At 58.8% G+C, this 25,455-nt stretch carries 25 protein-coding genes and 1 pseudogene; 10 read left to right on the forward strand and 16 right to left on the reverse strand.

Annotated features, from left to right (window positions below):
- The coding region (locus ABRP64_RS00005; RefSeq protein WP_284769969.1) for an IS3 family transposase at positions 1-85 on the forward strand (85 nt) is incomplete at its 5' end.
- Positions 86-157: 72 nt separating this feature from the next.
- Here ABRP64_RS00005 and ABRP64_RS00010 read toward each other — a convergent pair.
- The 3 genes and pseudogenes from ABRP64_RS00010 to gatB all read right to left on the reverse strand — a co-directional run bounded on the left by ABRP64_RS00010 (position 158) and on the right by gatB (position 4,475).
- Positions 158-1,588 carry a YkvI family membrane protein gene (locus tag ABRP64_RS00010; RefSeq protein ID WP_005282500.1) on the reverse strand — a complete coding sequence of 477 codons (1,431 nt, stop codon included), beginning with the start codon at positions 1,586-1,588 and terminating at the stop codon, positions 158-160.
- Between the two features lie 202 nt (positions 1,589-1,790).
- Positions 1,791-2,842: pseudogene (locus tag ABRP64_RS00015) on the reverse strand (NAD(P)-dependent alcohol dehydrogenase).
- Positions 2,843-2,969: 127 nt separating this feature from the next.
- The gene (gene gatB, locus ABRP64_RS00020; protein ID WP_296089598.1) at positions 2,970-4,475 is read right to left on the reverse strand and encodes an Asp-tRNA(Asn)/Glu-tRNA(Gln) amidotransferase subunit GatB; all 1,506 of its coding nucleotides are present in this window, start codon (positions 4,473-4,475) and stop codon (positions 2,970-2,972) included.
- Positions 4,476-4,532: 57 nt separating this feature from the next.
- Between gatB and ABRP64_RS00025 the strand changes: the two genes are divergently transcribed.
- Entirely contained in the window at positions 4,533-5,318 is a 786-nt protein-coding gene (locus ABRP64_RS00025) for a DUF4261 domain-containing protein (protein WP_349864964.1), read from the forward strand.
- On the opposite strand, the gene ABRP64_RS00030 is transcribed toward ABRP64_RS00025, so the two are convergent.
- The 3 genes from ABRP64_RS00030 to ABRP64_RS00040 all read right to left on the reverse strand — a co-directional run bounded on the left by ABRP64_RS00030 (position 5,308) and on the right by ABRP64_RS00040 (position 8,785).
- Positions 5,308-6,279, reverse strand: a complete 972-nt coding sequence (locus ABRP64_RS00030; RefSeq protein ID WP_349864966.1) for a bile acid:sodium symporter family protein — start codon at positions 6,277-6,279, stop codon at positions 5,308-5,310. The two genes, ABRP64_RS00025 and ABRP64_RS00030, sit on opposite strands and share 11 nt — an antisense overlap.
- 73 nt (positions 6,280-6,352) lie before the next feature.
- Positions 6,353-7,384: an ATP-dependent 6-phosphofructokinase gene (locus ABRP64_RS00035; RefSeq protein WP_349864968.1), complete on the reverse strand. Its 1,032-nt coding sequence runs from the start codon at positions 7,382-7,384 to the stop codon at positions 6,353-6,355.
- A gap of 24 nt (positions 7,385-7,408) precedes the next feature.
- Positions 7,409-8,785, reverse strand: a complete 1,377-nt coding sequence (locus tag ABRP64_RS00040; RefSeq protein ID WP_284796342.1) for a DHA2 family efflux MFS transporter permease subunit — start codon at positions 8,783-8,785, stop codon at positions 7,409-7,411.
- A gap of 47 nt (positions 8,786-8,832) precedes the next feature.
- Between ABRP64_RS00040 and ABRP64_RS00045 the strand changes: the two genes are divergently transcribed.
- A complete protein-coding gene (locus ABRP64_RS00045) occupies positions 8,833-9,156 on the forward strand; it encodes a hypothetical protein (RefSeq protein ID WP_349864970.1) in 324 nt (107 codons plus the stop codon).
- A 77-nt stretch (positions 9,157-9,233) separates the two neighbouring features.
- On the opposite strand, the gene ABRP64_RS00050 is transcribed toward ABRP64_RS00045, so the two are convergent.
- The 3 genes from ABRP64_RS00050 to gatC form a co-directional block, all read right to left on the reverse strand.
- Positions 9,234-9,749 carry an META domain-containing protein gene (locus ABRP64_RS00050; RefSeq protein WP_349864972.1) on the reverse strand — a complete coding sequence of 172 codons (516 nt, stop codon included), beginning with the start codon at positions 9,747-9,749 and terminating at the stop codon, positions 9,234-9,236.
- Positions 9,750-9,853: 104 nt separating this feature from the next.
- Positions 9,854-11,341, reverse strand: a complete 1,488-nt coding sequence (gene gatA, locus ABRP64_RS00055) for an Asp-tRNA(Asn)/Glu-tRNA(Gln) amidotransferase subunit GatA (RefSeq protein ID WP_349838658.1) — start codon at positions 11,339-11,341, stop codon at positions 9,854-9,856.
- Complete coding sequence (gene gatC, locus ABRP64_RS00060) at positions 11,342-11,638, reverse strand: Asp-tRNA(Asn)/Glu-tRNA(Gln) amidotransferase subunit GatC (protein ID WP_349864974.1); 297 nt, start codon at positions 11,636-11,638, stop codon at positions 11,342-11,344.
- A gap of 199 nt (positions 11,639-11,837) precedes the next feature.
- Here gatC and ABRP64_RS00065 point away from each other — a divergent pair, with 199 nt between their 5' ends.
- Positions 11,838-12,500, forward strand: coding sequence for an ACT domain-containing protein (locus ABRP64_RS00065; protein WP_284796341.1), 663 nt, complete (start codon positions 11,838-11,840; stop codon positions 12,498-12,500).
- Positions 12,501-12,516: 16 nt separating this feature from the next.
- On the opposite strand, the gene ligA is transcribed toward ABRP64_RS00065, so the two are convergent.
- A complete protein-coding gene (ligA, locus tag ABRP64_RS00070; RefSeq protein WP_410764332.1) occupies positions 12,517-14,586 on the reverse strand; it encodes an NAD-dependent DNA ligase LigA in 2,070 nt (689 codons plus the stop codon).
- 45 nt (positions 14,587-14,631) lie between these two features.
- Here ligA and ABRP64_RS00075 point away from each other — a divergent pair, with 45 nt between their 5' ends.
- The 4 genes from ABRP64_RS00075 to ABRP64_RS00090 all read left to right on the forward strand — a co-directional run bounded on the left by ABRP64_RS00075 (position 14,632) and on the right by ABRP64_RS00090 (position 17,137).
- Positions 14,632-15,303 (forward strand): 3'-5' exonuclease, encoded by a 672-nt coding sequence (locus ABRP64_RS00075; RefSeq protein WP_284852210.1) that lies wholly within the window; start codon positions 14,632-14,634, stop codon positions 15,301-15,303.
- A gap of 40 nt (positions 15,304-15,343) precedes the next feature.
- The gene (locus tag ABRP64_RS00080) at positions 15,344-15,841 is read left to right on the forward strand and encodes an ArsR/SmtB family transcription factor (protein ID WP_284852139.1); all 498 of its coding nucleotides are present in this window, start codon (positions 15,344-15,346) and stop codon (positions 15,839-15,841) included.
- Positions 15,841-16,761: a serine hydrolase domain-containing protein gene (locus tag ABRP64_RS00085; RefSeq protein ID WP_349864976.1), complete on the forward strand. Its 921-nt coding sequence runs from the start codon at positions 15,841-15,843 to the stop codon at positions 16,759-16,761. The genes ABRP64_RS00080 and ABRP64_RS00085 overlap by 1 nt, the downstream gene beginning before the upstream one ends.
- A gap of 85 nt (positions 16,762-16,846) precedes the next feature.
- Complete coding sequence (locus tag ABRP64_RS00090) at positions 16,847-17,137, forward strand: hypothetical protein (protein ID WP_349864978.1); 291 nt, start codon at positions 16,847-16,849, stop codon at positions 17,135-17,137.
- Here the strand turns inward: ABRP64_RS00090 and ABRP64_RS00095 are convergent.
- A complete protein-coding gene (locus ABRP64_RS00095; RefSeq protein ID WP_349864980.1) occupies positions 17,134-18,051 on the reverse strand; it encodes a uroporphyrinogen decarboxylase/cobalamine-independent methonine synthase family protein in 918 nt (305 codons plus the stop codon). The two genes, ABRP64_RS00090 and ABRP64_RS00095, sit on opposite strands and share 4 nt — an antisense overlap.
- Positions 18,052-19,137 carry a tRNA 2-thiouridine(34) synthase MnmA gene (gene mnmA / locus ABRP64_RS00100; RefSeq protein ID WP_284643707.1) on the reverse strand — a complete coding sequence of 362 codons (1,086 nt, stop codon included), beginning with the start codon at positions 19,135-19,137 and terminating at the stop codon, positions 18,052-18,054.
- 96 nt (positions 19,138-19,233) lie between these two features.
- On the opposite strand from mnmA, the gene ABRP64_RS00105 reads away from it, so the two are divergent.
- The gene (locus ABRP64_RS00105; RefSeq protein ID WP_349864982.1) at positions 19,234-20,070 is read left to right on the forward strand and encodes a spermidine synthase; all 837 of its coding nucleotides are present in this window, start codon (positions 19,234-19,236) and stop codon (positions 20,068-20,070) included.
- Here ABRP64_RS00105 and ABRP64_RS00110 read toward each other — a convergent pair.
- Positions 20,051-21,214, reverse strand: a complete 1,164-nt coding sequence (locus ABRP64_RS00110; RefSeq protein ID WP_349864984.1) for a glycoside hydrolase family 25 protein — start codon at positions 21,212-21,214, stop codon at positions 20,051-20,053. The genes ABRP64_RS00105 and ABRP64_RS00110 overlap by 20 nt on opposite strands.
- Before the next feature lie 205 nt (positions 21,215-21,419).
- On the opposite strand from ABRP64_RS00110, the gene ABRP64_RS00115 reads away from it, so the two are divergent.
- Entirely contained in the window at positions 21,420-22,598 is a 1,179-nt protein-coding gene (locus ABRP64_RS00115; RefSeq protein WP_349864986.1) for an HNH endonuclease signature motif containing protein, read from the forward strand.
- Here the strand turns inward: ABRP64_RS00115 and ABRP64_RS00120 are convergent.
- Genes ABRP64_RS00120 through ABRP64_RS00130 form a run of 3 tightly spaced genes read right to left on the reverse strand, consistent with a single transcriptional unit; the run spans position 22,595 to position 25,442 of the window.
- Positions 22,595-23,710, reverse strand: a complete 1,116-nt coding sequence (locus ABRP64_RS00120) for a cysteine desulfurase family protein (protein WP_349864988.1) — start codon at positions 23,708-23,710, stop codon at positions 22,595-22,597. The two genes, ABRP64_RS00115 and ABRP64_RS00120, sit on opposite strands and share 4 nt — an antisense overlap.
- A complete protein-coding gene (locus tag ABRP64_RS00125; protein ID WP_349864990.1) occupies positions 23,710-24,651 on the reverse strand; it encodes an electron transfer flavoprotein subunit alpha/FixB family protein in 942 nt (313 codons plus the stop codon). Before ABRP64_RS00125 ends, ABRP64_RS00120 begins: the two co-directional genes overlap by 1 nt.
- A gap of 8 nt (positions 24,652-24,659) precedes the next feature.
- Positions 24,660-25,442: an electron transfer flavoprotein subunit beta/FixA family protein gene (locus ABRP64_RS00130; RefSeq protein ID WP_349864992.1), complete on the reverse strand. Its 783-nt coding sequence runs from the start codon at positions 25,440-25,442 to the stop codon at positions 24,660-24,662.
- Positions 25,443-25,455 lie beyond the last annotated feature (13 nt).

Consider the following 25,455-nt stretch of genomic DNA (forward strand, 5'->3'; position numbering starts at 1 on the left):
CAACACCGAACGCATCCAACAACGACTCAAGGGCCTGACCCCGATGCAATATCGGAATCAGACCCTTGAACCCCTCATCACCTAGAATTAAACCAGTCCAACTTTCGGGGGCCAGTTCAAAATCCAGGGGAGGGAAATTTATTGCTCTAAGGCGAGATTACTTCTGGGAGCTTTCCGCTTCGGAAGACTCATCGTCTTCCTCTGGGTCACCGATAGCACCGGTTTCTTCGATCCACTTTTCAATCTCTTCCGGCGAGCGGTCGTGCTCTACGCCCTCGCGTTCGATGTAGTAGGTGTGATCGTCCTGGTTTTGCTTCTCAAATTCTTCCTTATCAAAGTCCACATCGTCATCACCGTCGAGCTTTTCCGTCACCTCGGTCACGAGCTCTTCATAGAGGGACTCGCTATCCATATTGGAATCCTCGAGGTGCTGGCCAATCTCGTCGTCGTAGCGATCTGCGTCGTATTCTTTGTTCGGATTCAGCTTAAGGTGCATCAGCGAACGCACGCGCTCGCGGCGCAGCGCCTCGTCCTGAATCTTGGACTGGCTGCGGAACCACGCAAAGACCAAGACGGCCACCATCGCGATACCCATATAACCGATGACCGGGTAGACGTACTGCATCAAGGTCTTGAAACCGAAGAAGGAGACGCCGAAGCCTGCGAAACAGCCGGCGATGAAGATAACGCGGAACTTTGCCTCGTTGCCCGCGGAAAGGCGCTTACCCAATGCGTAGAACATACCAATGGCGGTATTGAAAATCATCAGGTAAATAACGATGGCCATGATCCCACCCAAGACTGGGTTGACGCTATCGACCAAGGACAGCATCGGAATATCGGAGCCCTCGATCTCCTCGGCGTTCATCAACAGCGCAAAACCTGCCAGGCCCATCATGACGGAGTAGACGATGCCACCGAAGATGCCGCCCCAGCCGGCCTCGCGCGGGCTAATATTATCGCCGCCGATGACCAGCGACATGGATACCGCCAGCATCAAAGCCAGACCGTTGTAGTTCAGCGCGGAGACCAGCCAGTTGCCAATCGGGGTATCGATTTGGCTGGAAGCTTCCATCGCCGCTCCAATATCGTCTGGCATATGGAACATGGTGTAGATGGCCACGCCAATGACGGCGATGATGATGGACGGGGTGAGCATACCGATGACCTTGGACACCTTATTGACGTCCATCATGCCGACGGCAATCACGAGCCCCAGCATCAGCGTCGAGCCGATCCAAGCCGACCAACCAAATTGCTGCTCCATATTGGAACCTGCACCGGCCAGCATCACGAAGCCGATGGCAAAGAGCGTGATGATAACGGCCACGTCCAATAGCTTGGACACGATGGGATGGGTGACTTTGCGGAAGACCGTGTTGTGCTCAGTGGCGTGGAAATAGCTGCCCAATTGCAAGAACACGGTGCCCGCCAGCGTCATAATGGCCGCTGCGACAATAATGCCGGCAATACCCCAGGAGCCGAAGGCGGTGAAATATTGCACGACCTCTTGGCCCGTAGCAAAGCCTGCGCCTACCAGCAGGCCCACGAAGGACATGGCCATGGCGAGAATATTTTTATAAGACACAGTTGCCTAACTTTTGTAGCGGATAATTTTCACACACCAGTGCGCGCGTTCCAGGCCCCCTCCTTATCCCCCGACGCATGCAGGGAGGCGCGGCGCAGGAGTGTGCTCCTGTGCACATGGTACGTAAGCTAATAACGAAATCCTACTTGCACGTGCGTGAAATACAATACAACATCTTTTGTCGATGAAGTAGCTTACATACTTAATCCGCGAAAGTTTCTGTATCAATGACGAAGCGGAACTTTACATCACCGGCGACAACCCGCTCATAGGCTGCGTCAACGTCATCAACGCCCACCTTTTCGATGACCGCGCCAATACCGTGTTCTGCACAGAAGTCCAGCATCTCTTGGGTTTCGGCAATGCCGCCAATATTGTTTCCGGTCAATACCTTGCCGCCACCGACGAGGTTGCCCATGGTGATTCCCAATTCCTCTGGGGGCAGGCCGACCACAGACATGATCCCCCGGGGCTTCAACAGCTGCAGGTAGTCATTGAGGGAATAGGAGGCGGAAATGGTGGACAAAATCAGATCGAACTCGCCCTTGTGGTTAGCAAAGAAATCGGGGTCCTCACCCGATGCCAGTACCCGCGTCGCGCCGAGCCCATAGGCTTCTTGTTCCTTGCGCAGGGACCGGGAAATGACGGTGACCTCAGCCCCCTTGGCGGCGGCGATCTGCACACCCATGTGGCCCAGTCCGCCAAGGCCAACGATGGCTACCTTATCGCCTTCCTTGACCTGCCACCGGGCCAAGGGCGAGTAGGTGGTAATACCGGCGCACAAGAGCGGGGCGGCAACATCAAAGTCGAGGCCTTCTGGAATCGTCAACACGAAATTCTCATTGACCACGACCTTTTGCGCATAGCCGCCCTGGGTAATGGTTCCATCAACGTCTTCAGAATTATAGGTTCCCACCGAGCCGTTCAGGCAGTTTTGCTCTTGCCCATTGCGGCACTGCTCGCAGACCCCGCAGGAATTGACCAAGCAGCCCACACCCACGCGGTCGCCCGCCTTAAACTTGGTGACCTTGTCCCCCACTGCTTCCACCACGCCGGCGATCTCGTGACCCACCGTCAGCGGGAAGTGGGCCTCGCCCCACTCATTGCGAATGGTGTGAATATCCGAGTGGCAAATTCCGGCCGCCTTGATATCGATGACGACGTCATCCTCGCGCGGATCGCGCCGTTCGATTTCTACGGTGCGAAATGGTGCATCTGGGCTCGTTTTTGCAGAACTTTAGATTTAATTGGCATGTCACATAGTCTACGCTTTACCGCCCTGACCTGCCCAAATGAAAACTATGGTCAATTTAAAACCACGAAAGCCAGCCTCCGACCCCCTGTGGAAGCAGGGACGAAGACTGGCTCGGTCAGTGGCGTATTAGCTCAGCTTCTCCGCGATCAGCTTATTAACCTGGCCCGGATCCGCCTTGCCCTGCGTCGCCTTCATCACGGCACCGACAATCGCGCCGGTCACCTTCTTATTGCCGGCGCGGTACTTCTCCACGATGTCCGGGTTGGCGGCCAAGGCATCATCCACAGCCTTTTCGATGGCACCGTCATCGCGCACGACCTCGAGGCCGCGCTTGGCGACGACCTCGTCAACGTCGCCCTCGCCCGCCAGCACGCCATCGACGGCTTGGCGCGCTAGCTTGGTGGTCAGTTTGCCTTCCGTGACCAAGGCGATGACGCGGGCAATGTGGGCTGGGGTGATATCCAGTTCGGCCAGGGTCTTGTCCTGCTCATTGGCCTTACCTGCAAGATAAGACACCCACCAGGAACGAGCCTCATCCGGCTTCGCGCCGGCTTCAACCGTTTCCACGATGAGATCCAGCGCGCCCGCGTTGACCAGGTCGCGCATCTCCTCGTCCTTAATGCCCCACTCCTCCTGGATGCGCGCGCGGCGGATCCACGGCAGCTCCGGAAGGGTTGCGCGCAGCTCTTCAACCCACTCGCGCGGGGCGATAACCGGCGGCAAATCCGGGTCATTGAAGTAGCGGTAGTCCTCCGCGGTCTCCTTCGGCCGGCCCTTAGAGGTAGAACCATCAGTCTCTTGGTAGTGGCGGGTCTCCTGCTCGATGCTGCCGCCATCGTCCAAGACCTGCGCCTGGCGCTGCATCTCAAAGCGCACCGCCTGTTCGACCGAGCGCATGGAGTTGATGTTTTTCGTCTCGGTACGGGTACCGAATTCTTCTTGGCCGATAGGGCGCAAGGAAAGGTTGGAGTCCACGCGCATGGAACCTTGATCCATGCGGGCATCGGACACACCCAAGGCGGCGACGAGCTCGCGCAGCGCCGAGACATAGGCCTTAGCCACTTCGGGGGCGCGCTCGCCAGCACCGATGATGGGCTTGGTGACGATCTCAATGAGCGGAATGCCCGCGCGGTTGCAGTCCACCAGGGATGCGGTGGCGCCATGAATGCGACCATCGGCGCCACCCAGGTGGGTCAGCTTGCCGGTGTCTTCTTCCATGTGGGCGCGCTCAATCTCTACGCGCCATTCCGTGCCGTCTTCCAGCACAACGTCGAGGTAGCCGTCATAGGCAATCGGCTCATCGTACTGGGAAATCTGGTAGTTCTTTGGCTGGTCCGGGTAGAAGTAATTCTTGCGGGCAAAGCGCGAGGATTCCGCGATGGAGCAATTAAGCGCCAGGCCAATCTTGATTGCACCCTCCACGCCCTTGGAGTTAACCACGGGGAGTGCCCCGGGAAGGCCCAGCGATACCGGATCGGTATTGGAGTTAGGGGCTGCGCTGAAGTTCGTGGCAGAAGTGGAAAACATCTTGGTTTCCGTATCCAGCTCCACGTGGACTTCCATGCCCATTACCGGTTCATACTTATCGAGGACCTCGTCAAAGTCCATCAGGTCATACATCGCAGCAGTCATGCGTGCCATCTTAATACGTCCGTGCACTCTCGCGCGCTAGCCCCTAGGGTGACTGTCATGACGACTCCACATACCGTAGACAATTCGCTTGTCGATGCCCCACTCATCAACATCGCCGTCTTTTCCACCGCCCCCACTACCGATGAGATCAAAGACGCCGTCAGCAGCACCTTTTCGGGGCGCGTCGGCGAGATTACTCCTGGCAAGAACCCGGGTAGCCTCGTGGTGCCTATCGATGGCGCGTTTCTCCTGCACTACCAGACCATTGATTCTGCACCCACCCCAGATAGTTACGGCCTCCACCCCATTTTGAGCGCCGATGCCGGCGACCTCAACACTGCGGGATCCCAGGTGCTCGTCTCGGTCCTTCCTGATAGCAAGGAACACGACCTCTCCCATCAATTTCGCGAGCCGCGTCGCGAGCACCTCGAGCTGCTGTCCCAGGCGACGTCCACAGTGGCCGAGCATCCCAATTGCCTCATCATCCACAACCCGCGCGGAAACGTCTCCATCTCCCCTGCGATGTTTAATGACGCCGTGCGCAATAACCTCGCGCCCATGCACATTGCGCCGGTGTGGATTACCCAATCTGGCGGCGAGCTCCGCGGCTACTCCATGGGCCTGGTCCAAGCAGGCCACCCGGAAATCCAGGCGCGCACCAGCTCGATGGATCCGACGGACCTCTATTACAAGCTGGCAAATATCGCCGACCACATCCTGCAAGGCGCCACCGTCAAAGGCGGCGATACCTTAGCCTTCGAGGAAGGCCAACCTCCGCTCACCATTACGGAAGAGCCCTGGTTCGTAGACCAAGACTTCCCTGCTGTCACCATTAATTTTTAGCTGACTGTGCCCTGCGGGCATCGCTAAAGCGGCACAGCGCTGCCAAAATCGCGCCGGACAAGTTGTGCCACACGGAAAAGACGGCGCCGGGCAAGGCGGCCAGTGGGCTCATGTAGGAAGAGGCAAGGCTGGTAGCTAGCCCGGAATTTTGCATTCCCACCTCCACGGCCATGGTGCGGCGCACCGGAACCGGCTGGCGGGTAAAGCGACCCGCGAGATAGCCCAGCCCGTAGCCGCACGCATTGTGAATGACCACGGCGGCAAAGACCAGCGCACCGGCGGTGGCAATATTGTCATGCGCGCCGCCGACCACGATGCACACGATCAAGGCAATCGCGGTAACGGAGATCCACGGCAAAGCCGCCTGAATCTTTGCCACGAGTCGGGGAAGCAGCATGCCGATGACGATGCCCGCGATGACTGGGACGAGCACCACCTTAACGATGGACCACGCCATCGATGCCGCGGAGACCGGCATGTGTTCGCCGGCCAACCACAAGGTCAATAGCGGGGTGAGGATGGGCGCCAAGAGAGTGGAGATGGAGGTCATGGTCACCGAAAGCGCGACATCGCCGCGCGCTAAGTAGGACACCACGTTAGAGCTCGTGCCACCTGGGGCGCAGCCAACCAAAATCACTCCGGCCGCGACCGCCTCTGGCAGATCCATGACTGCCACCACGGCGAGCGCGATGAGCGGCATGATGACGAACTGCGCCACCACGCCGAGCACCACCGGCAGCGGCCTGCGCACCACGAGCGCAAAATCTACGGGCTTGAGGGTAAGCCCCATGCCGAACATGACGATGCCTAACAGCGGCGTTACCTGCGGGGCAAAGGATGCCGCGGTGTCAGGGGCGATATAGCCAATAATGCCGCCGATGATTACGAGTATGGGAAAACCCAGCGTCGCGATGAGCGCTTGCCGTTCTTCCTGTTTTTCTGTAGCGCTATCGGTACTCATATACAAAAGAGTACCCTCCCACCATGTGAGAGGGCGATCTTAATATTCGAGACGGCGGGGAACTGAAAAGGGTTTAGCCGAAGAGCGCCTGCGCATTGCGGTAGCGGGCATCTGGCACCGTCTTCAACGTGCCCACGGCCTCTTCCAATGGCACAAGCTCGATGTCTTCGCCGTGCAGGGCCACACACATTCCTGAATCCCCGTTGTGCGCTGCGCGGGTAGCGTGCACGCCGTAGCGGGTCGCCAGGACTCGGTCATATGCGGTGGGTGTGCCGCCGCGCTGAATGTGGCCCAACACGGTGGTGCGGACGTCATAGCCGGTGCGTTTATTGATTTCATCGCCAATGACCTGGCCAATTCCGTTGAAGGTTTGGTGGCCAAATTGGTCGACGCCGCCGGCTTCAAATTCCATGGTGCCCTCCTTCGGCAGGGCTCCTTCAGCCACGCAAATGATGCCGTACTTCTCGCCCATCTGGAAGCGGCGTTCCATCGCCTTGGTAATTTCCGCGATATCGAAGGGCTCTTCTGGGATCACGGTGTAGTGTGCGCCGCCGGCCATACCTGCGTGCAAAGCAATCCAGCCCACGTGGCGGCCCATGACCTCCACGATGAGGATGCGATTGTGGGACTCCGCCGTCGTGTGCAGGCGGTCGATCGCATCCGTTGCCACCGATACCGCGGTATCAAAGCCGAAGGTATAGTCCGTGGCGTTGACGTCATTGTCAATGGTCTTCGGCACGCCCACGACGGGGATGCCATTATCGTTAAGCCACTTAGCGCCCTTGAGCGTGCCTTCGCCGCCGATGGCAACGAGGGCATCGACTTCGGCCTCGCGCATATTAGTCTTGATCTGTTCCAAGCCGGCCTTGAATTTATCGGGGTGCAGACGGCCGGTGCCCAAGATGGTGCCGCCGCGCAGAAGAATCCGGTCGATGCTGGCATCGTCGTAGAGATCGCGCCGGCGGTCTTCTAAAAGGCCAACCCACCCGTCTTCGTAGCCCACGACGGTATCGCCAAATTCGTTGGATGCGGTTCGCACAACCGCACGGATTACAGCATTCAGGCCGGGGCAATCGCCACCGGAAGTCAGTACAGCTAGACGCATGATCCCCAATTTAGCGCAGGATTTTTATCCATGCAGCGTGTCCACGTAGCGCAGCGAGGAGATAAGCCCCACCACCAGCGCGATAACAATCACGAGAATCGAATTGATGATCGCCGTGGTCGGATTACCCGTTTGCATGACGGCGGAGACTAAAGCCACGCCTACCACAGATCCCACCTGGCGGGAGGTGTTATACGCCCCCGACGCTGCGCCCATGTGATGAGGTGAAATATCGCGCAGCGTCGTTGCCGCGTTGGAGCCCCAGATAAAGGACTGGCCAATTCCTAGGGCGGCGATGGGCAATGCCAGCCACCACGGATTGGCATCGGCATGCATGACCCACCAGGCCAAACACAGCGAGGCGATCATGAGGCTAAATCCCACCAGCCCCATCAAGCGCGGATTCACCGCGTCCGTAAGGATGCCCGCGATGGGTGACATCAGCATCGAGACCAGCGCCATGGGAGCCACGATGATGCCGGCTTCCCCGGCGGATAGCCCCTTGACCGATTGCAGCCACAACATCACCGGCAACATGACCGAAGCCGCCATAAAGCCCATGGTCAAAATACCTACGGAGCCGGCCGCATAGTTGCGGTTGTGGAAGAGCTCCACCGGAAAGAGCGGCGTGGAGCCGCGATCCTGCGCACTAGCCTGCAGGCGCACGAACGCGATGCTTGCAACTATGCCGATGGCAAGCACCACCAGCACCCGCCAATCCCAGTCCAGCTCTGGGCCTTGTTGGATGCCAAAGACAATCGAGCCAAGCGCAATGAGCGAGACTATGGCCGAAGGTTTATCGATGTCCTGGGCCGTCGTCGGCAGCTTCGGTATCCACAGCAGGGCCAGCACAATGGCGGCGATAACAAATGGAATATGCACCCAAAAGGCCGCCTGCCAGCCAAAAGAAGCCACGAGGAACCCGCCGACTAGCGGCCCGGCCAATGACGCCACCGAGCCGATAATCCCCCACACCCCGAGCGCACGCCCGCGCCGCTCGCGGGCGAATACCCGGTTAATAACGGACATCGTCTGTGGCATCTCCAAGGATGCGCCCAGGCCCTGCACGATGCGTGCCACGATGAGCACTTCTATCGACGGCGCCAGCGCACACGCTGCTGCGCCGATCCCAAATAGCGCCACCCCGATACAAAACAGGGCGCGCTGGCCGAGGACATCACCAAGCCGCCCCGTAAAAAGTAGCGGCACCACCACGGCAAGCAAAAAGGCGGCCGAGACCCACATGATTTCATTGACCGTGGCGCCCAAATCCGTCTGAATATCCGGCAGGGCGATGGCCACCATCGACTGGTCCAACAGGGATACAAAGAAACCGAGGGATAGGGCGAACATGGCGAGCCATGCCTGGCGCTCCGATGGCAGGTTAGTCTCCACAGTCATGGCAGGAATTCTAGCGGGGCACACAAATCAGGCCTAGACTGGCCACCATGTCCATGATTGATATCAAAAAGCCACAAGACGTATCCACCGCCACCACCGTTACCCTCGGCCTTATCGGTGGTTGGGTCACCGCCCGCGAGACCGGCATTCGCCCTCTCGGCGGCGTCATCCTCGGCGCAGCGGGCCTGTGGGCCGGCCGTTCCTGGGCCAAGGAAACCAATCCAGCCACGACCGCGGGCCTATCCGCCCTGTATGTCGGCGCGTTCGGTGCCTCCCACCCATTGGCCAAGAAGATTGGCTCCTGGCCAGCAGTCCTCGCCGTAACGGCCGCCTCTGCCGGAGCCGCCTACGCGCTTTCCGATGCCAAGTAGTCCACCCCGCCACATAAACAACAGCACCATGGTCCCCCACTAAGGAGGATCATGGTGCTGAGTGGTTTTGTGAGTATTTACTCAACAACGTTGAAGACAACGGCGTTGTCCTCAGTGCCCAGTGCAGCCTGGCCGTCAGGCAGAGCATAGAAGGAAGGCTCGGACTCGAGAACGTCACGCAGGGAATCAGAAAGTGCCTGGGTGTGGTCATCGCACGCCGCCAAGGTGGAGGCGAAGTCACCTACGTGGATGGTGCCATCCTTATCCACATCGTAGGAGGTGGTGTAGGTATTGCAGCCATCATTGAGGACCAAGGACTGATCCTTGTCGAACTGCACGGTGAACTTGCCGTCTTCCTTAACCGAGTGCAGCTCACCGGTGATGGTCTGGCCCTCGATGTTGGGCACCAGCTTGTCAGCGTCTGCCGGCAGGGATTCCACCAAGTCGCTCTTGGCGGTGGTGTCTGCCACCTCGGTACCGGGCTCAGCCGGTGCGGGGTTTGCTGCGGGTTCCTCAGCGTTTGCGACGCCCATGGTCATGAGCGCAGCTGCGGAGACGGACATGGTCGCGGTTGCAATCTTTTTCAAAGTCATACCCAATAATTTACCCCTGCCGGATAGACATCCAACAGGGGTGTAAACGAATCGTTATCTAATCCGCAGCCATTTCACAGTGACAACGATTTTAGAAAGCGTGGCTATTTTTGGCGCTTGGCTTCATAGGCTGCGCCCACCTTGTACAGGCGGTCATCCTGGAAAGCCGGTGCCATGATCTGCAAACCGGTAGGCAGGTTAGTATCTGCAGCCAGGCCGGAAGGCACGGACATGCCGCACAGGCCGGCGAGGTTTAGCGGCAAGGTGCACAGGTCGAAGTTGTACATGGCCATGGGGTCTTCGGCCTTCTCCCCCAGCTTAAACGCAGTGGTCGGGGTGGTTGGCGAAACCAGCACGTCAGCCTGCTCAAAGGCGCGGGCAAAGTCCTGGGCGACCAGGGTGCGCACGCGCTGCGCCTGCAGGTAGTAGGCATCGTAATAGCCCACGGACAGCGCATACGTGCCCAGCATGATGCGGCGCTTGACCTCGGGTCCGAATCCCTCTGCGCGGGACTGGGACATGACCTGCTCCGCAGAGTGAGAGCCGTCATCGCCAGCGCGCAGGCCATAGCGCATGCCATCAAAGCGGGCCAGGTTGGAAGAGACCTCACACGGCATGATCAGGTAGTAGGCGGCCAATGCCTCATCGAAGTGCGGGCAGTCCACCTCGACGATTTCCGCGCCCTGCTCGCGCAGCTGTTCCACGGCGGCGTGGTAGTTCTCCATCACGCCGTCCTGCCAACCATCGCGCTCGAATTGCTTGATAAGGCCTACCTTAACGCCACTCAGATCGCCATTTGCGCCTTCGCGGGCGGCCTCCACCACGGGGGCAACAGGCTTGTCCACAGACGTGGCGTCGAAGGCATCGTGGCCAGCAATAACCTTGTGCAGGAGTGCGGTATCCAGGACGGTACGACCACAGGGACCCGCCTGGTCCAGCGAGGAGGCGGCCGCGATCAGGCCGTAGCGAGACACCGTGCCGTAGGTAGGCTTCACGCCAACGGTATTGGTCAGTGCCGCAGGCTGGCGGATGGAACCGCCGGTATCGGTACCAATGCCCAGTGGAGCCTGCCCCGAAGCAAGTGCTGCTGCCGTGCCGCCGCCGGAGCCACCCGGGGTGCGCTCGGTGTCATACGGGTTGTGTACTGGGCCAAAGGCGGAATTCTCATTGGACGAACCCATGGCAAACTCGTCCAGGTTCGTCTTACCCAAGATCGGGATACCGGCCTCGCGCAGACGCTTGGTCACCGTGGCGTCGTAGGGAGACATGTAGCCTTCGAGCATCTTGGATGCGGCGGTGGTGGGGGCATCGGTAGTAACCAGCAGGTCTTTCAAGGCCAGCGGCACACCGGCCAATGCCGATGCAGGCTTTTCGCCGGCGTCGAGGGCCTTATCCACGGCATCGGCAGCCGCCAGTGCTTCCTCCTGCCCCACGTGCAGGAAGGAGTTAAGTTCGGGATTGGTTTCCGCGATGCGATCCAAAAAGGCCTGGGTAACCTCGCGGGAGGTCACCTCGCGCGAGTGAATCTTTTCCGCCAGCTCGGCGGCGGTCAAAGAGGTCAGTCCCTCCGCAGGTACGACAACGTTGGTCATTTACTCTCCTCCCAAAATCTGTGGCACGACGAATCGCTCATCTTCCACGGCCGGCGCCTGATCCAAGGCCTGCTCGGCGGTAAGGGTGCGCACGATGACGTCTTCGCGCATCGGTGCATCCACGGAGTGCGGGTGGCTCATCGGTTCCACGCCTTCAGTGTCCACATTCCTTACTGCGGAAACGGAATCAACAATTTCATCAATCTGGCTTGCGAATTGGGCTAGATCTTCATCGCTTAATGCCAGGCGGGAAAGCTTGGCAAGGTGGGCTACCTCATCACGCGAAATCTCAGACACGCGAACTCCATCCTTTTTCCATAATCGACGCGCAGGTAAAAATTATTTTCCCGCGCGTACTATGTAAATTGCTAAGGCTCCATAATACTGCACCAACCCGCGCAGTTGCCGAGTCACCCCGAATTATTGCCCCTTGAACGCCGCACTGTGACCCAGGTATCGTAAATGGGACTACAAGCTACTGAAAGCGTGCGACTTAATGTCTTACCTAATCCGTGTCCTGCTTCCCGATACCCCTGGTAGTTTGGGCCAGCTTTCGGAGGCCTTCGGGCTGGTTGACGGAAATATCCAATCGGTTGACATCGTAGAAACCTTCCCGGATGGCACCGTCATGGATGACATTGTCATTGAGCTTCCCGCAGACGCGATGGCTGATGCACTCATCACCGCCGCCTCCTCCGTCCATGGCGTGGAAATAGATTCGATTCGGCCCTTCAGCGGCCGCGTGGACCGGCGCGGGCAGATCGAGTTATTAGCGCGCGTGGCCGCCAATGCCTCAAACGTCACGGCAGCAATGGAGGAAGTCGTCGCGGCCATTCCAAAGGCAGCGACCTCCACGTGGGCCATCGTCATTGACAATAATGAGCCGATTCACCGCGTCGCTTCCTCAAACGCAGCCCCTGCCGATGACGATACGATTCCGGTCGACCTCAACATCGACAGCGCACGCACCTTGCACCCCGATAAGGACGAGTGGGTGCCAGAAAGCTGGGCACTGCTCGATTCCGCCCTGGCGGCCGCTCCCCTGGGAGATACCGGGATGGTCATCGCCATGGGCCGCACCGGCGGTCCAGAATACTTAGCCTCTGAGGTCGAGCACCTCGGCCACATCGGCACGATTTTGGGTGCCTTCCTCAAATAAGCCCGGCGCGGAGAGTCTACACTTCCCCGGTGTTTAAGAGCGTGTGGAACTGCTCTTCGTTCAAGATAGGCACCCCGAGATCGCGGGCCTTATCCTCCTTGGAGCCGGCATTGGCCCCGGCGACGAGGTAGGAGGTTTTCTTCGATACGGACCCCGTTGCCTTTCCGCCGCGGCTGATGATGGCTTCCTTGGCGGAATCGCGTGTGAAGTCTTCGAGGCTGCCGGTGACAACGATGGTTAGCCCCTCTAGGGTCTGTTCCTTCCTGTCCTCGGCGGCTACCTCCATGGCTAGGCCGGCTTCTGCCCATTTCTCGACGATGGTGCGGTGCCAGTCCACCTCGAACCAGGCGTGGAAGGACTCAGCGATGACTGCGCCCACGCCGTCTACCTCTGCAAGGTCCTCGGTCTTAGCGGCACGCAGCTTCTCCATGGAGCCGTAGCGCGCTGCCAAGGCGCGGGCGGCAATAGGGCCGACGTGGCGAATAGAAAGTGAGACCAGCACCCGCCAGAAGTCGCGGTCTTTAACCTCTTCTAAGTTCTGGAGCAGGTTCTTGCCCGCGGTATTGACCTTGGCGTTGCCCTCTTTTTTGCTGCGCTTATCCTTCGTATCGCGCTTGGCCGTATAGACATCGGAAGCAAGCAGCTTTTCTTCCGTTAGCTCAAAGAGCTCGGATTCATCGGTGAGGATACCGTTTTCGATGAGGTCCATGGCCCCCTTCTCTCCCAGTGCCTCGATATCGAGGCCCTTGCGGGAGGCGAGGTATTCCAGTCGCGCGGAGAGCTGGGCTGGACAAGATTGAGTATTGGGGCATCGCCAATCAGCATCGCCATCCTTTTGCGGGGCGAGCGTCGTGCCGCAGGCTGGGCACTGCGTGGGGAAGCTCCATTCATATTCGCTGCCATCGCGCTGTTCGCGCACGGGGCCTAGTACCTCTGGAATGATTTCGCCGGCCTTGCGAATAATAATGGTATCTCCGATGAGCACGCCCTTGCGCTTGACCTCGGACTGGTTGTGCAGGGTGGCCATGGATACCGTGGAGCCGGAGACAAAGACCGGTTCCATGATGGCAAAGGGGGTAACGCGCCCCGTACGCCCGACGCCGACCTCGATGTTTTTCAGCTTCGTCGTGACCTCTTCCGGCGGGTACTTATAGGCAATGGCCCAGCGCGGTGCGCGGGAGGTCGCCCCGAGCTGGCGCTGTGAGCCCAAATCGTCGACCTTGACCACGAGCCCATCCATTTCAAAAATCGCATCGTGGCGGTGTTCGGCCCAGTAAGATACTTCCTCTTGTACTTCGGCGGCGGAGTGCACCTGCTTGGTATAGGGAGATACGGGCAGCCCCCATGCGGCGATCGCCTTATAGGCATCGTGCTGGGAGGAGGGGGAAAATCCCTCGCGCGCGCCTAGGCCATGGCAAACCATGCGCAGGCGGCGCTTTTTCACCTCGGCGGGATCCTTCATGCGCAGTCCGCCGGCCGCAGCGTTGCGGGGATTGGCAAACCGAGCCTTGCCGTCCGCCGCGCGCTCCTCATTGATTTCTTCGAAATCTTCGGGGCGCATATAGACCTCACCGCGGATTTCAATGAGTTCCGGGACTGGGTACTCTTCGGTGCCCGTAAGCTCGTGCGGGATATCAGAAATGACCCGCGCATTGGCGGTAATCTCCTCGCCCACTGTGCCATCACCACGGGTGGCAGCGGTATCCAAACGCCCATTGCGGTAGACCAAGTCGATGGAGAGGCCATCGATCTTCAGCTCCGTTAGGTAGGTCTTGGCGGGCGTCCTATCCAACCAGTCCTGCATCTCACCGGCGCTAAAGACATTGTCTAGGCTCATCATGCGCTCGAGGTGCTCAATATCCTCCCCGGCGTTTGGCGCAGCACCTACTTGCTGGGTGGGCGAATCCGGAACCGCCAGCTCCGGGTGCTGCTTTTCTAGGTCCACCAGGCGCTGGAAAAGCGCATCAAAGTCGGCATCGGGAATCGCGGGTTCACCGTTGTAATACAGGTTGCGGTGGCGGCGCACTTCTTGCGCCAAGTCGTTCCATTCACGTTGCACATCAGCTGGATTAGTCACGGTATCCAAGTCTAGCGATCCCCCATGTCTGGGCTAGCTACTAAGGTATGGACCATGAACTTCGACGCCTCCCGCATGCTCGCCTTCGACCTTGAGACCACCTCCGCCAACCCCAAAGACGCTCGTATCGTTACCTCTGCCCTGGTCCGCATTGACGGCCGCGATGTCCAGAAGGTGGAGCACCTTGCAGATCCCGGCATCGAGATCCCCCAAGCCGCAACCGACGTGCATGGGATTACAACGGAAAAGGCCCAGGCTGAAGGCCGCCCGCACGAGGAGGTCCTCAAAGACACGGTTAATGCCATCAAGTCCGCGTGGGACGACGGCCTGACGCTCATCGTCTATAACGCGGCCTTCGACCTTACCGTCCTGCGCAGCCTTACCGGCGATTTCACGGTCACCGGCCCGGTCTTTGACCCGTACGTCATTGATCGCGTGAGCGATAAGTGGCGCAAGGGCAAGCGCACCCTTGGCGCGGTGTGTGAGCACTACGGCGTGGAATTGAGCAATGCGCACGAGGCCACTGCCGATGCCCTCGCTGCCGCCCGCGTGGCCTGGAAGCAGGTTCGCCAGCATTACCCCAACCTCGCGCAGATGGACGAAAACGAGCTCATGGAGTTCCAGGCGGTCAAGTGGTACGAGGACCGCGTCGCCTTCAAGAAGTACTTAGAAGGCAAGGGCCGCGATGCCTCCGATGTCTCGACGGCGTGGCCGCTAATTTCCTAATTCCCTTGCCATATTTCTAGAGTTTTGGAATTCTAGAAATATGGATTCTTTAGAATCGCGCATTGCCCACCTTGAGGCTCGCGTCACCAAACTCGAAAACCCCGCCCCTGACCCCATCGAATCATCCGCAAGCGAGTCCACCATGTGGCTTGCGGATGCGCTTGAACCTTCTGACCAGCTTCCTGAGGGGTCCGTCATTTTTGGCGGTAACATCACCACCGGCCTAGGCTCCTATGTCTACCAATGGCAACGCCCAACAGACACAGTGACCGCTGGAGACTGGTCCGATAATCTCGAGCGCCTCGCCGCATTGGCACACCCCGTGCGCGGTGAAATCCTGCGCCGCCTCCTTAGCTCACCAGCCACCGCCACAGAACTGGTGGAAGAGGAAATCGTCACCTCCACCGGCACCGCCTACCACCACCTCAGTGCGCTTACTAATGGTGGCTGGACCACCAAGACAAACGGGGAATACTCAATCCGAGCGGCCCGCGTCATCCCCCTGCTCACAATCATTACCGCAAGCGAGGATCACTAATGCGAAAGCGAAAAATGGCGCTAGCCATCACCGCCACCATCATGACAGCGGCCCTCTTACTCTTGATTGGGCCGCGGCGGATCGCTGTGGCCACCACTGAAACAGGCGACGCCACTCTATCCGCCACACTGCGCAATCACACCGAACCGGGTTTCAATAATCTCATCGCCTTCACGCTGCACGAAGGGAAAGCCACCTTCGCGGGACTTGGCGCGGATGAACACACCGAGGTAGAAATCGGTTCGGTGACCAAGATGTTCACCGCAGAATTAGCTCATCAGCTTGTGGAAGAAGGAAAGATAAGCCTTGACACCACCGTGGGCGAAGTCCTGGATGTTGGCCAAGCACCCATTTCCGAGGTCACGGTACAAGAGTTGCTCAACCACACCTCAGGATTGCCCCGGCTAGCACAAGGGAATATTTTCGCTGATGCAATCACGGCGGTCACTGGTGCTAATCCCTACGCAGGTGAGACCACCCAAGATATCCTCGACGCTGCCACCGAAGCGGATCTTAAAGATCGTGGAACAGAGACTTATTCCAATATGGGATATGGACTACTCGGCCACCTCCTGGAAACGGCTGCCGATTCAGCCTATGAAGACCTGCTTCAGGAGAGAATCTTTCAACCTGCCGGAATGACGGAGACCTACCTCATGACCCCAGGATCTGTCCCCGATGATGCCCCACGGGGCCTTACTGCCACCGGCCGGGAGGCCGATCCATGGGAGATGGAAGGCAGCAATGCCGCAGCGGGCGCAATACGATCGACTGCACATGACATGGCAGCTTTCGCTGAGTGGATTATGGATAACGGCGATATGGCCTATGGCTGGCAAAAGCGAAGACAACCAAAGCTTCTGGCACGACGGCGGAACGGGTGGCTACTCCACAATGCTCATCATAGATCCGGAAAATAAGCGCGCAGCCTTCGCCAATAATGACACTCCGATGTGGACTAGTGACCTCGCCCAAGCGCTATTCGATGAGATTTAAGGAATTCCAATGATTACCACCCTAATCCTTGCCGCCATCACCGCATCCGAAGTCTGGGACGCGTGGAAAGCGCTCAAAAAACCATCTTCCCCGGGGATGCTTATCGCGTCAGCGATTATCAGCATCGTCATAATCGCCTTCATTGGTAACGCAGTTCCGTGGTACAGGGAAGTCAACTACGGATGGTGGTACGCTCTCGTAACCGCTTGTTCCCTACACATGGGCGCCGTCGCCTGGCGTATTTACACAGATCACAGTGAAAAGTCTCCGAAGACAGATAGCCTCGTGCGCGCCGCTTAAAGGTCGCCCGCATCGCGGGTGAGGATCGCGGCAGTCTCGGTTACAGAGCGCAATGAGCTTGCCGATGCCCCAGCCGGAAACACATCAAAGTGATCCACGAGCAACTCACGCGGCATGCCAATGCGGTCCAGGTGGCGGGCAAGTGAAATCGCCTCGGCCCGCGCGTCTTTGCCGGAAAGTGCGACACCGACCCGGCGGCCTTCGGACAGGTGCTCGCCCATCCCATCGAAATGCTCCGGGGTAGAAAGGCGGTCGCGGTAGCGCGCATCAACGAGGAATGCTGTCGCGGCCCCAGCCACCGACCACAGCGGCGGACAATAAAGATAATCCGCCTCAAAGCGCAGGAGGGTCTCGAGTGCCACCTCGTCAGGGACGGCGGGTATCGAATCAAAGTCGGTGGTTCCTGGAATGCGGCCAGCGATGACATCGGCAAGCAGCGGTTCATCCAGTTGCACCACGACCTCGCCGTGGAAGCGGCGTGCGACGTCAGTAGCGTGGGCGCGGATGCCGTGCAACAGGGCATCGGAAAGCTCTGCAAAGGCACCGGAATCGGTGAGGACGCGGTGGCCATCGGCAAGCTCAATGCTGGCCGCCAGCGACCAGGGGCCGAGAGCCTGAATTTTGATGCGAGGCACGGTCTCTCCCCACACCTGCTGCACCTCATCGAGGTCGCGCTCGAGGCGGTCCCACGCGCGGCGAGTAAGCAGCTGGGGACGGGCCGTCATGCGCCACGAACGGGGGCCGCGATCGATAGTGATGGCCTCGAGCATGCTTGCGGTACGCCCCACCGAATCGGAGCCCAGCCCGCGTTCCGGTAGCTGCGGGATGGCGGGAAGCTCAGTCTCGCCCATAATGATGTCCGCTGCCTCCGCCATAGAGGTGCCGGGCATGGGCCCGAGTGCGAATCCGGTCATTTATACGGTCTCGCAGATGGTGCCGGAACCGATGACGATATCGCCCAAGTCATCTGGGGAAGGCAAGTACAGCACCGCAGCCTGTCCACGGGCAACGCCAGACAGTGGCTCCTTGAGCTCCAATCGCATCGAATCAGCGGCGCGGTCCACGTGGGCAATGCACGGCACTACGGAACCGTGCGCACGAACCTGCACCTCGCACTCAAAGTCGCCGTCCATGCCAGGGTGCAGGTACTTGAGGCGGTCGGCCCGGATGGCGGTAACCGCCAAGTCCTCGCGCGCGCCGACGGTTACCGTGCCCGTTGCGGCGTCGATATCGGTGACGTAGCGCGGGCGGCCATCGGCAGCCGGGGCCTTGATGTCCAGGCCCTTGCGCTGGCCGATGGTGTAGTTCCACGCACCATCATGTTCCTTAAGCTCCGTTCCCTCTTGGTCCACGATCATGCCGGGGCGAAGGCCGATCCGCGATCCAAGGAACTGCTGGGTATTTCCGTCTGGAATGAAGCAGATGTCATAAGAATCCGGCTTCTTCGCTGTGGAAAAACCGTGTGCCGCAGCCTCTTCGCGGATTTGCGGCTTGGGGGTATCACCGATGGGGAAAAAGCAGTGCTCCAGCTCCTCAGCGGAAATAACGCCGAGCACATAAGACTGGTCTTTATTCTCATCCTTGGAGCGGCGCATGTAGCCATCATCATCAAGGGTGGCGTAGTGGCCGGTCGCAACGGCATCAAAGCCTAGGGCCATGCCCTTTTGCAGCAGCGCGCGGAACTTAATCTTCTCATTGCAGCGCAGGCAGGGATTCGGGGTTTCACCGCGGGCATAGGAATCCACGAAGTCCGTGATGACCTCTTCCTTGAATTCCTCCGAAAAGTCCCATACATAGAACGGAATGCCCAACTTATCGCAAATGCGGCGGGCATCGGCGGAATCCTCCAACGAACAGCAGCCGCGGGCCTTTTCGCGCGTTTGCTGCGCGTCCTTATGCAGGGCCAGGTGCACGCCGACGACATCGTGGCCAGCCTCCACCGCACGGGCGGCGGCGACAGATGAGTCCACGCCGCCAGACATTGCTACCAATACTCGCATTGCATTCCCCTTTAAATACCTCGACTACAGGCCCGAAAGTGTACTCCCTTGCCCCAACGCAGCTTAAATCGATTCCATTCCCTAAGCTTGAATCCCATGGGTAGAAAGCGAGCTGCGAACAGGTCAGGCATCACCGGGACCTACGAGATATCCACCGGCACCGCCGAGGTTGTGCCGGATGAATTCCGCGACGGAGCCTATATCCTTAACGTCAATGGCGTTCCTAGCAGCCATATCGTGCTGGGCGAGCCGCAGGAACTCGACTTTGAGTACATGCGCTGGATCGCAGCGGCGGTGGAATACCTTAATACGGTCTCGCCCAATAAACTGCGTGTTACCCACCTCGGCGGGGCGGGTTGCTCACTCCCGCGCTACTTCGCCGACCTGTGGCCGAACAGCCGCCATACGGTGGTCGAGCTCGATGCCAAACTGGGAGAATTGGTCCGCGAGCTTTTCGATGTCCCCCGTTCCCCCACCGTCAAGATCCGCCCCGGCGATGCCCGAAAAGAAACCGAAGGTTTTCTTCCCGCCAGCCGCGATATCATTATTCGCGATGTCTTCGCTGGGGATAAAACCCCGAAAGACCTAACCACTGTGGAGTTTTTCCAAGCGGCTAAATCATCCCTGTCTGCCGGCGGCCTTTATGTGGCCAACTGCGGCGATCACTCGGACCTCCAGTTGGCGAAGAAAGAATTGGCCGGGCTTTCTGAGGTTTTCGATCACCTCGCCGTCATCGCCGACCCGCCCATGCTCAAAGGGCGCCGGTATGGAAACATCATCTTGCTGGCCTCAGATACAGAACTGCCAGCTGAGGGTTCGGTACAAGCCGCTCAGCTGGCAAAGGCACTCTTAGGTGGGGCCGTCCCAGCTCACTTCAAGGATGAAAGCTGGACCCGTAAATTCTTTGCGGGAGCTACTTCAGCACACGATTGAGCAGCTCGGCCACCTGATTAGCATCGAAGTCGGGGACATCGGCACCGGCCTTCTTCGCGGCATCCTTAGCTTCTTCTACCTGAGCTCCAGAGACCTCACCTTTGTCGACGCCATTGACATGGCCAGCGTTTTCTAGCAGCGTCGCCAAGTCGCCCACGGTGAAGTCACCAACCGCCATCTTGCCAAGTTGCTTCAGAGGTAGAGCGTTTTCCTCTTCCAAGGCCTTCACAAAGGCCGCCAAGCCCTCAGCAGCCTGGGCATCGAGGCCGGCGTCTTTGGCGGCATCGGCAAGCTGGGGCATTGCAATGAGGCCAGCCGCAAGGGCGAAGATTGCACCAATCACCGGCGTGCTATCGGAGCTAAGGTCCACACCATCGTCGAGGACGAGGCTATCGAGCGCGCCGCCGATATCGACGTAATTGCCGCCGCTAAAAGACTCTAGCTGCTGCTTCGAGCCATTAAAGAGGTTCAAGTCCACATCGGTAGGAATACCAGCGACCTTGCCCGATCCAGAGCGCTGCCAGAAGGACAGGTTCTTCCACCCACCCACTGGATCCGGGGCTTCATCCTGGTATGCCGCCAACCACAGTGGCATATTGGAGAACTTCTGGGAGTTATTCATCTCGCCCATCCAGAAGTACTTGTAGGTATAAATCATTGGGGTGCGGTTGGTCAGGCGCTTGAGTTCGGAGGTAAATTCCTCGATCCAGCTCTCCAACTGGGAGGCCGACTTGCCCTCGGAGACCTCGATATCAAGCACCGGCGGCAACGTCTGATTCGGCGCCAACGCAATCTGCGCCGCAAAGTTGGCCGCCTGCGTCTTCGCATCGCCAGCTGGGCGCGCATAGTGGTATGCGCCACTCTTCAGGCCGTGCGCATTGGCCGCCTGAATATCTTTAACGTAGTGCGGGTTAATCCAGTCCCCACCCTCAGTGGCCTTAACAAAGGCGAAGGACTGGCCGTCAGATTTCACCTTATTCCAGTCAATAGGCATGCCACCGGGGTGCTGGTGGGCAGCAATATCGATGCCTTTCGGTGCGCTGTTTCCCAATGCTGCCTGCGCGGCAGCGGTCCCGCTCACCGTGACTGCAACTGCAGCGATAACCGCGATGATGCTCTTGCGGAGTGCCCTCATAGTTGTCATGCGCGAGAGTCTAACAATCATTCACACTAACCACATTTGCAACACGCGTACCTCGCGTGGGAATTTTTCACTCCCCTATCCAGTTTTGCGGAAATGTACCATTTAGAACACATATTCGCTTTTCGGCTTGCGGGAGTCAAACGGATAACTTATGGTAAACCTATGAACATTAGACACTTAGTGCGAAACTCGGGGGATAATCGCCATGGAACCCTACTACCTCATCACTGATCCACACGATGAAATAGCAGTTAGTGCCACGTGTAATAGAAAATCCGACTACCTACTCTGGAAGGAAATTCGACCAGGTTTAGAAACTGATTTCGATATTGCCTGTCATACGCTGGCAGGTCGCACCGGCTTAAGCGAACGGCGCACGAGGGATATCACCATGGCGCTATACCGCTTAGAGGAATTGCCACGCACAAAACTGCTGCAGGAAACCTACTACTTCCTCGACTTCTCTCGGCTTATCACCATTGATGCGGTCTTAAGCAAACTTGGCGAGGTAGACAGCGGCGTCCTTCAACGCATAGACGCCGAATTGGAAAAATACCTGACTCCCACAAAGCCGGGTCAAAACTTTCCATCAAATGCTGCCCTTCGCCGAAAGCTCAATGGGCTTATCACCATGGAATCCCCAGACACCACAGGTGATAAGGAATCCGAGGAAGAAGACGGGCGAAATGACTCCTATTTCATCTACCCCACCGCGGGCGGACGAGCAGGGTTAAACGTAGAGTTCGATGAAGATACACTCATCCTCATTGACGAGGTTGTTCAGCGTACTTCGGAAGGGCACAGACTCAGTAAGGCCGATGCACTGGCCCAGCTGATCCTCGGAACCATCGAAGATAAATCTCAGGTACACCTTTATATGTACCGCGCCAGCGACGTAAAAGCGGCTCCAGGATTTATCCATGGCTACGGGTGGGTTCACCCAGATACCGCTGACCGTCTAACACCGACCACTACCCGGGACATGGACCAGGCGGCAACAAGGGTAAGCCCGGCCTACTCCACTCCATCGCTCATCGGTGCCTATGTGGAGGGTCGCGATGGTGTGTGCCGCTGGCCTGGGTGCAACCGCCCGGCCTACAGGTGCCAAAAAGACCACCGGATCGATTTCTCAGAGGGAGGAAAGACGACGGCTGGAAATTTAGCCTCACTATGCCAGCACCACCACAACGTAAAGACGGATAAAAGCGCCTTTTACATCATGGATCCGCACAGCGGGGATATCATCTGGCTCTTCCAAGACGGACGGTGGGAATACGATGAGCCGCAGGGTCCGCTAGCGACGAAGAATAGGAACTGGGCACTGACCGTTGCCCAGGCAATCGCCGCCCGGAGGAATGCTGCCAAAGAAAGGGCTGATACTTAAACCGTGCGGGCTCGGGCGACGACCTCTGGTAAATGCGCGAGCACGTAATCCACATCGTCTTCGGAAGTAAGGCGTCCCAGAGTGAACCGGAGGGACCCAATTCCTTCTTCCTCGCTGACACCCATTGCAGAAAGCACATGGGACATGCGGTTGACGCCTGCGCTGCAGGCACTGCCAGTCGATGCCTCAATCTGCAGCGAGTCCAGCAACATGATGAGGCTATCGCCATCGGTGCCGGGGAAAGAAACGTGTAGGTGCGACGGCAAGCATGGCTCGGTGGAATTCACTACAACGTTGTCGATGGATGAGAGGATCCCATCCCGCAGCTTACTCCGAAGTGCAGCGATGCGCTCGCCCTCGGCAGCGCTTTCTGCGATCGACTCCTCCAACGCAGCGGCGAGCGCGGAGGCGCTAGCTACGTCTACCGTGCCAGGGCGAAGTCCGCGTTCTTGCCCGCCGCCGAAGGAAATCGGCTGCGGCGCAGGGGTGCGCTTGGCCAAAAGCACGCCAATACCGCGCGGGCCGCCAAACTTGTGGGCGCTGGCGGCAAGCGTTGTGATGCCCAATTCCGCAAAATTGATGGGCAGCTTGCCCGCTACCTGCACCGCATCCACGTGCATGGGAATACCGGATTGTTGCGCGAGGGATGCGAGATGCTCGATGGGCTGAATCGCACCGGTTTCGTTATTGGCCCACATGCAGGTGGCAAGATCGGCAGGTTCCGCGAAGGCGCCCCCATCGCTGATATGCCCGCTGCGGTCCACAGGGAGCAGGTCCACGGTTGCGCCGCCTTGGGCAAGCTTGCTCACGGTATCGCGTACCGCTGGGTGCTCAATATCCGTCGAGATGACGCGGTTGGTATTTCCCGCCGCATAAAGCCCCTGGATAGCGATATTATCCGCTTCGGTGCCAGAGGAGGTAAAAATGACCTCGATGGCTTCGCACCCAAGGAGGGAGGCGACTTTCTCGCGGGCATCGTCAAGCACGGAACGGGCCCTACGGCCAGAGGCGTACTGCGCGCTGGAGTTGAGCGATCCGGAGGCGGCAACCCATGCGTCGATGGCGGATTGGCGCATCGGCTGGGTTGCTGCGTAGTCGAAATAGTGCGGCATTACTGGCGCGCCTTCAATTCCTCGGTCAAAGCTGGGGCGATTTCGTGCAGGTCTCCGACGACGCCGAGATCGGCGATTTGGAAGAACGGTTCATCTTGGTCCTGGTTAATCACCACGATGGTGCCGGAGGTCTGCATGCCCGAGGTGTGCTGAATGGCACCGGAAATGCCCAAACCAATGTAGAGATCTGGCGACACGGTCACGCCTGTCTGGCCCACCTGGTGGGTAGCGTCGTAGAAGCCTTCATCGACGGCGTCGCGGGTGGCACCGACGGCGCCACCGAGGGCATCGGCAAGCGGCTCTACGATCTCGCCGAACTTATCGCCGACGCCGCGGCCGCCAGAAACCACAACCTTGGCTGCGGTGAGCTCGGGACGGGCGGACTTCTCGGCCGAAGTAAAGGAATTAACCTTGACATCCTTCTCGGTTGCCGCAGGCAGTGGCATTGGGGCCGCCTGAGTTTCCACCTGCTGGGGCTCCGCCGCAACGGAACCCGGCTGCAGGGTATAAATCGGGCAGCTGCCAATGGCCTGCGAAGTGGTCTCGTAGGTGCCGCCGAAAATGGTCATCGTTGCAGACCCATCCGCCTCAATGGAATCCACATTGACGAGCGCACCGGAGGCCAAGCGGGCGGACAAGCGGCCCGCAATCTCGTTATTCGTCGGGCTGGCGGCCAGAACGATGGGCGCCGGATTGGCTGCGCCCAAGGCGTGCAAAGCATCAACCTCAGGGGTCACCAGGCGCTGGTCATAATCCTCCGCCGTTGCCTGCACTACCTGGGCGGCACCGAGGGCGGCTAGCTCGGCATCGAAGGAATCTGCCTGCTTTCCGATGACCACCGCAGACACCGTCCCCAATTCGCGTGCGGCGGTAATGAGCTCACCGGTAACGGGGAGAATGCTGTCTGCATCGTGTTCAACAAGTACGTAAACGTGAGACATTTCTACTCCTAAATCAAGTTCTTTGCGGCAAGGAAGTCAGCAATCTTCTTCGCAGCATCCTGCGGCTGTGGCTCCGAGATAACCTCGCCGGCCGTGCGCGGTGGGCGCTTAGAAGAAGAAGTGACCGTCGTGGTTGGTGCAATGGCATCAATGCCTAGGTCGGCCACGCTCAATGTGGTGATTTGTGCCTTCTTAGCGGCCATAAGCCCCTTGAAGTTTGGGAAGCGCGGTTTATCAGCCTTATCGGTGACGGACACAATCGCAGGAAGGGCGGCCTCGAGCTCCCAGGTTCCGCGGGCGTCTTCGCGGCTGCCTTTTACCGCGCTGCCCGAAAGTTCTACCTGGTGCAGCTCGGTCAAGGCGGGCAGTTGGCGGTATTCAGCGAGCAATCCAGCCAGCGTTCCGGTCGAGGCATCGGAAGCCTCATTGCCCAAGGTGATCAGTTGGACATCCTCTAGCGTGTTAATCGCTGCGTTCAGGGTCCACGCGGTAGACAGTGCATCGGCGCCGGCCAGTGCGTCGTCAGATACGAGGACCGCGTCATCTGCACCCATCGCAAGGGCCTTGCGGAGGGCCTCGTCTGCTTGTGCGGGGCCCATCGTTAAAGCGACAACACGGTAGTTTTCATCCGGATTATCATCGCGCAGGCGTAGCGCCTGTTCCACGGAGTATTCATTAATCTCATCAATGATGTTGTCCACGGAGGTGCGATCCAGGGTGTGGTCATCCTCCAGAGATTTGGTGGACCACGTATCCGGTACATGCTTGACCAGAGCCACAATCGTTGGCATTGGGGGCACTCAC

It is taken from the genome of Corynebacterium sp. KPL4015, assembly GCF_040225725.1.
GTDB lineage: Bacteria > Actinomycetota > Actinomycetes > Mycobacteriales > Mycobacteriaceae > Corynebacterium > Corynebacterium rhinophilum.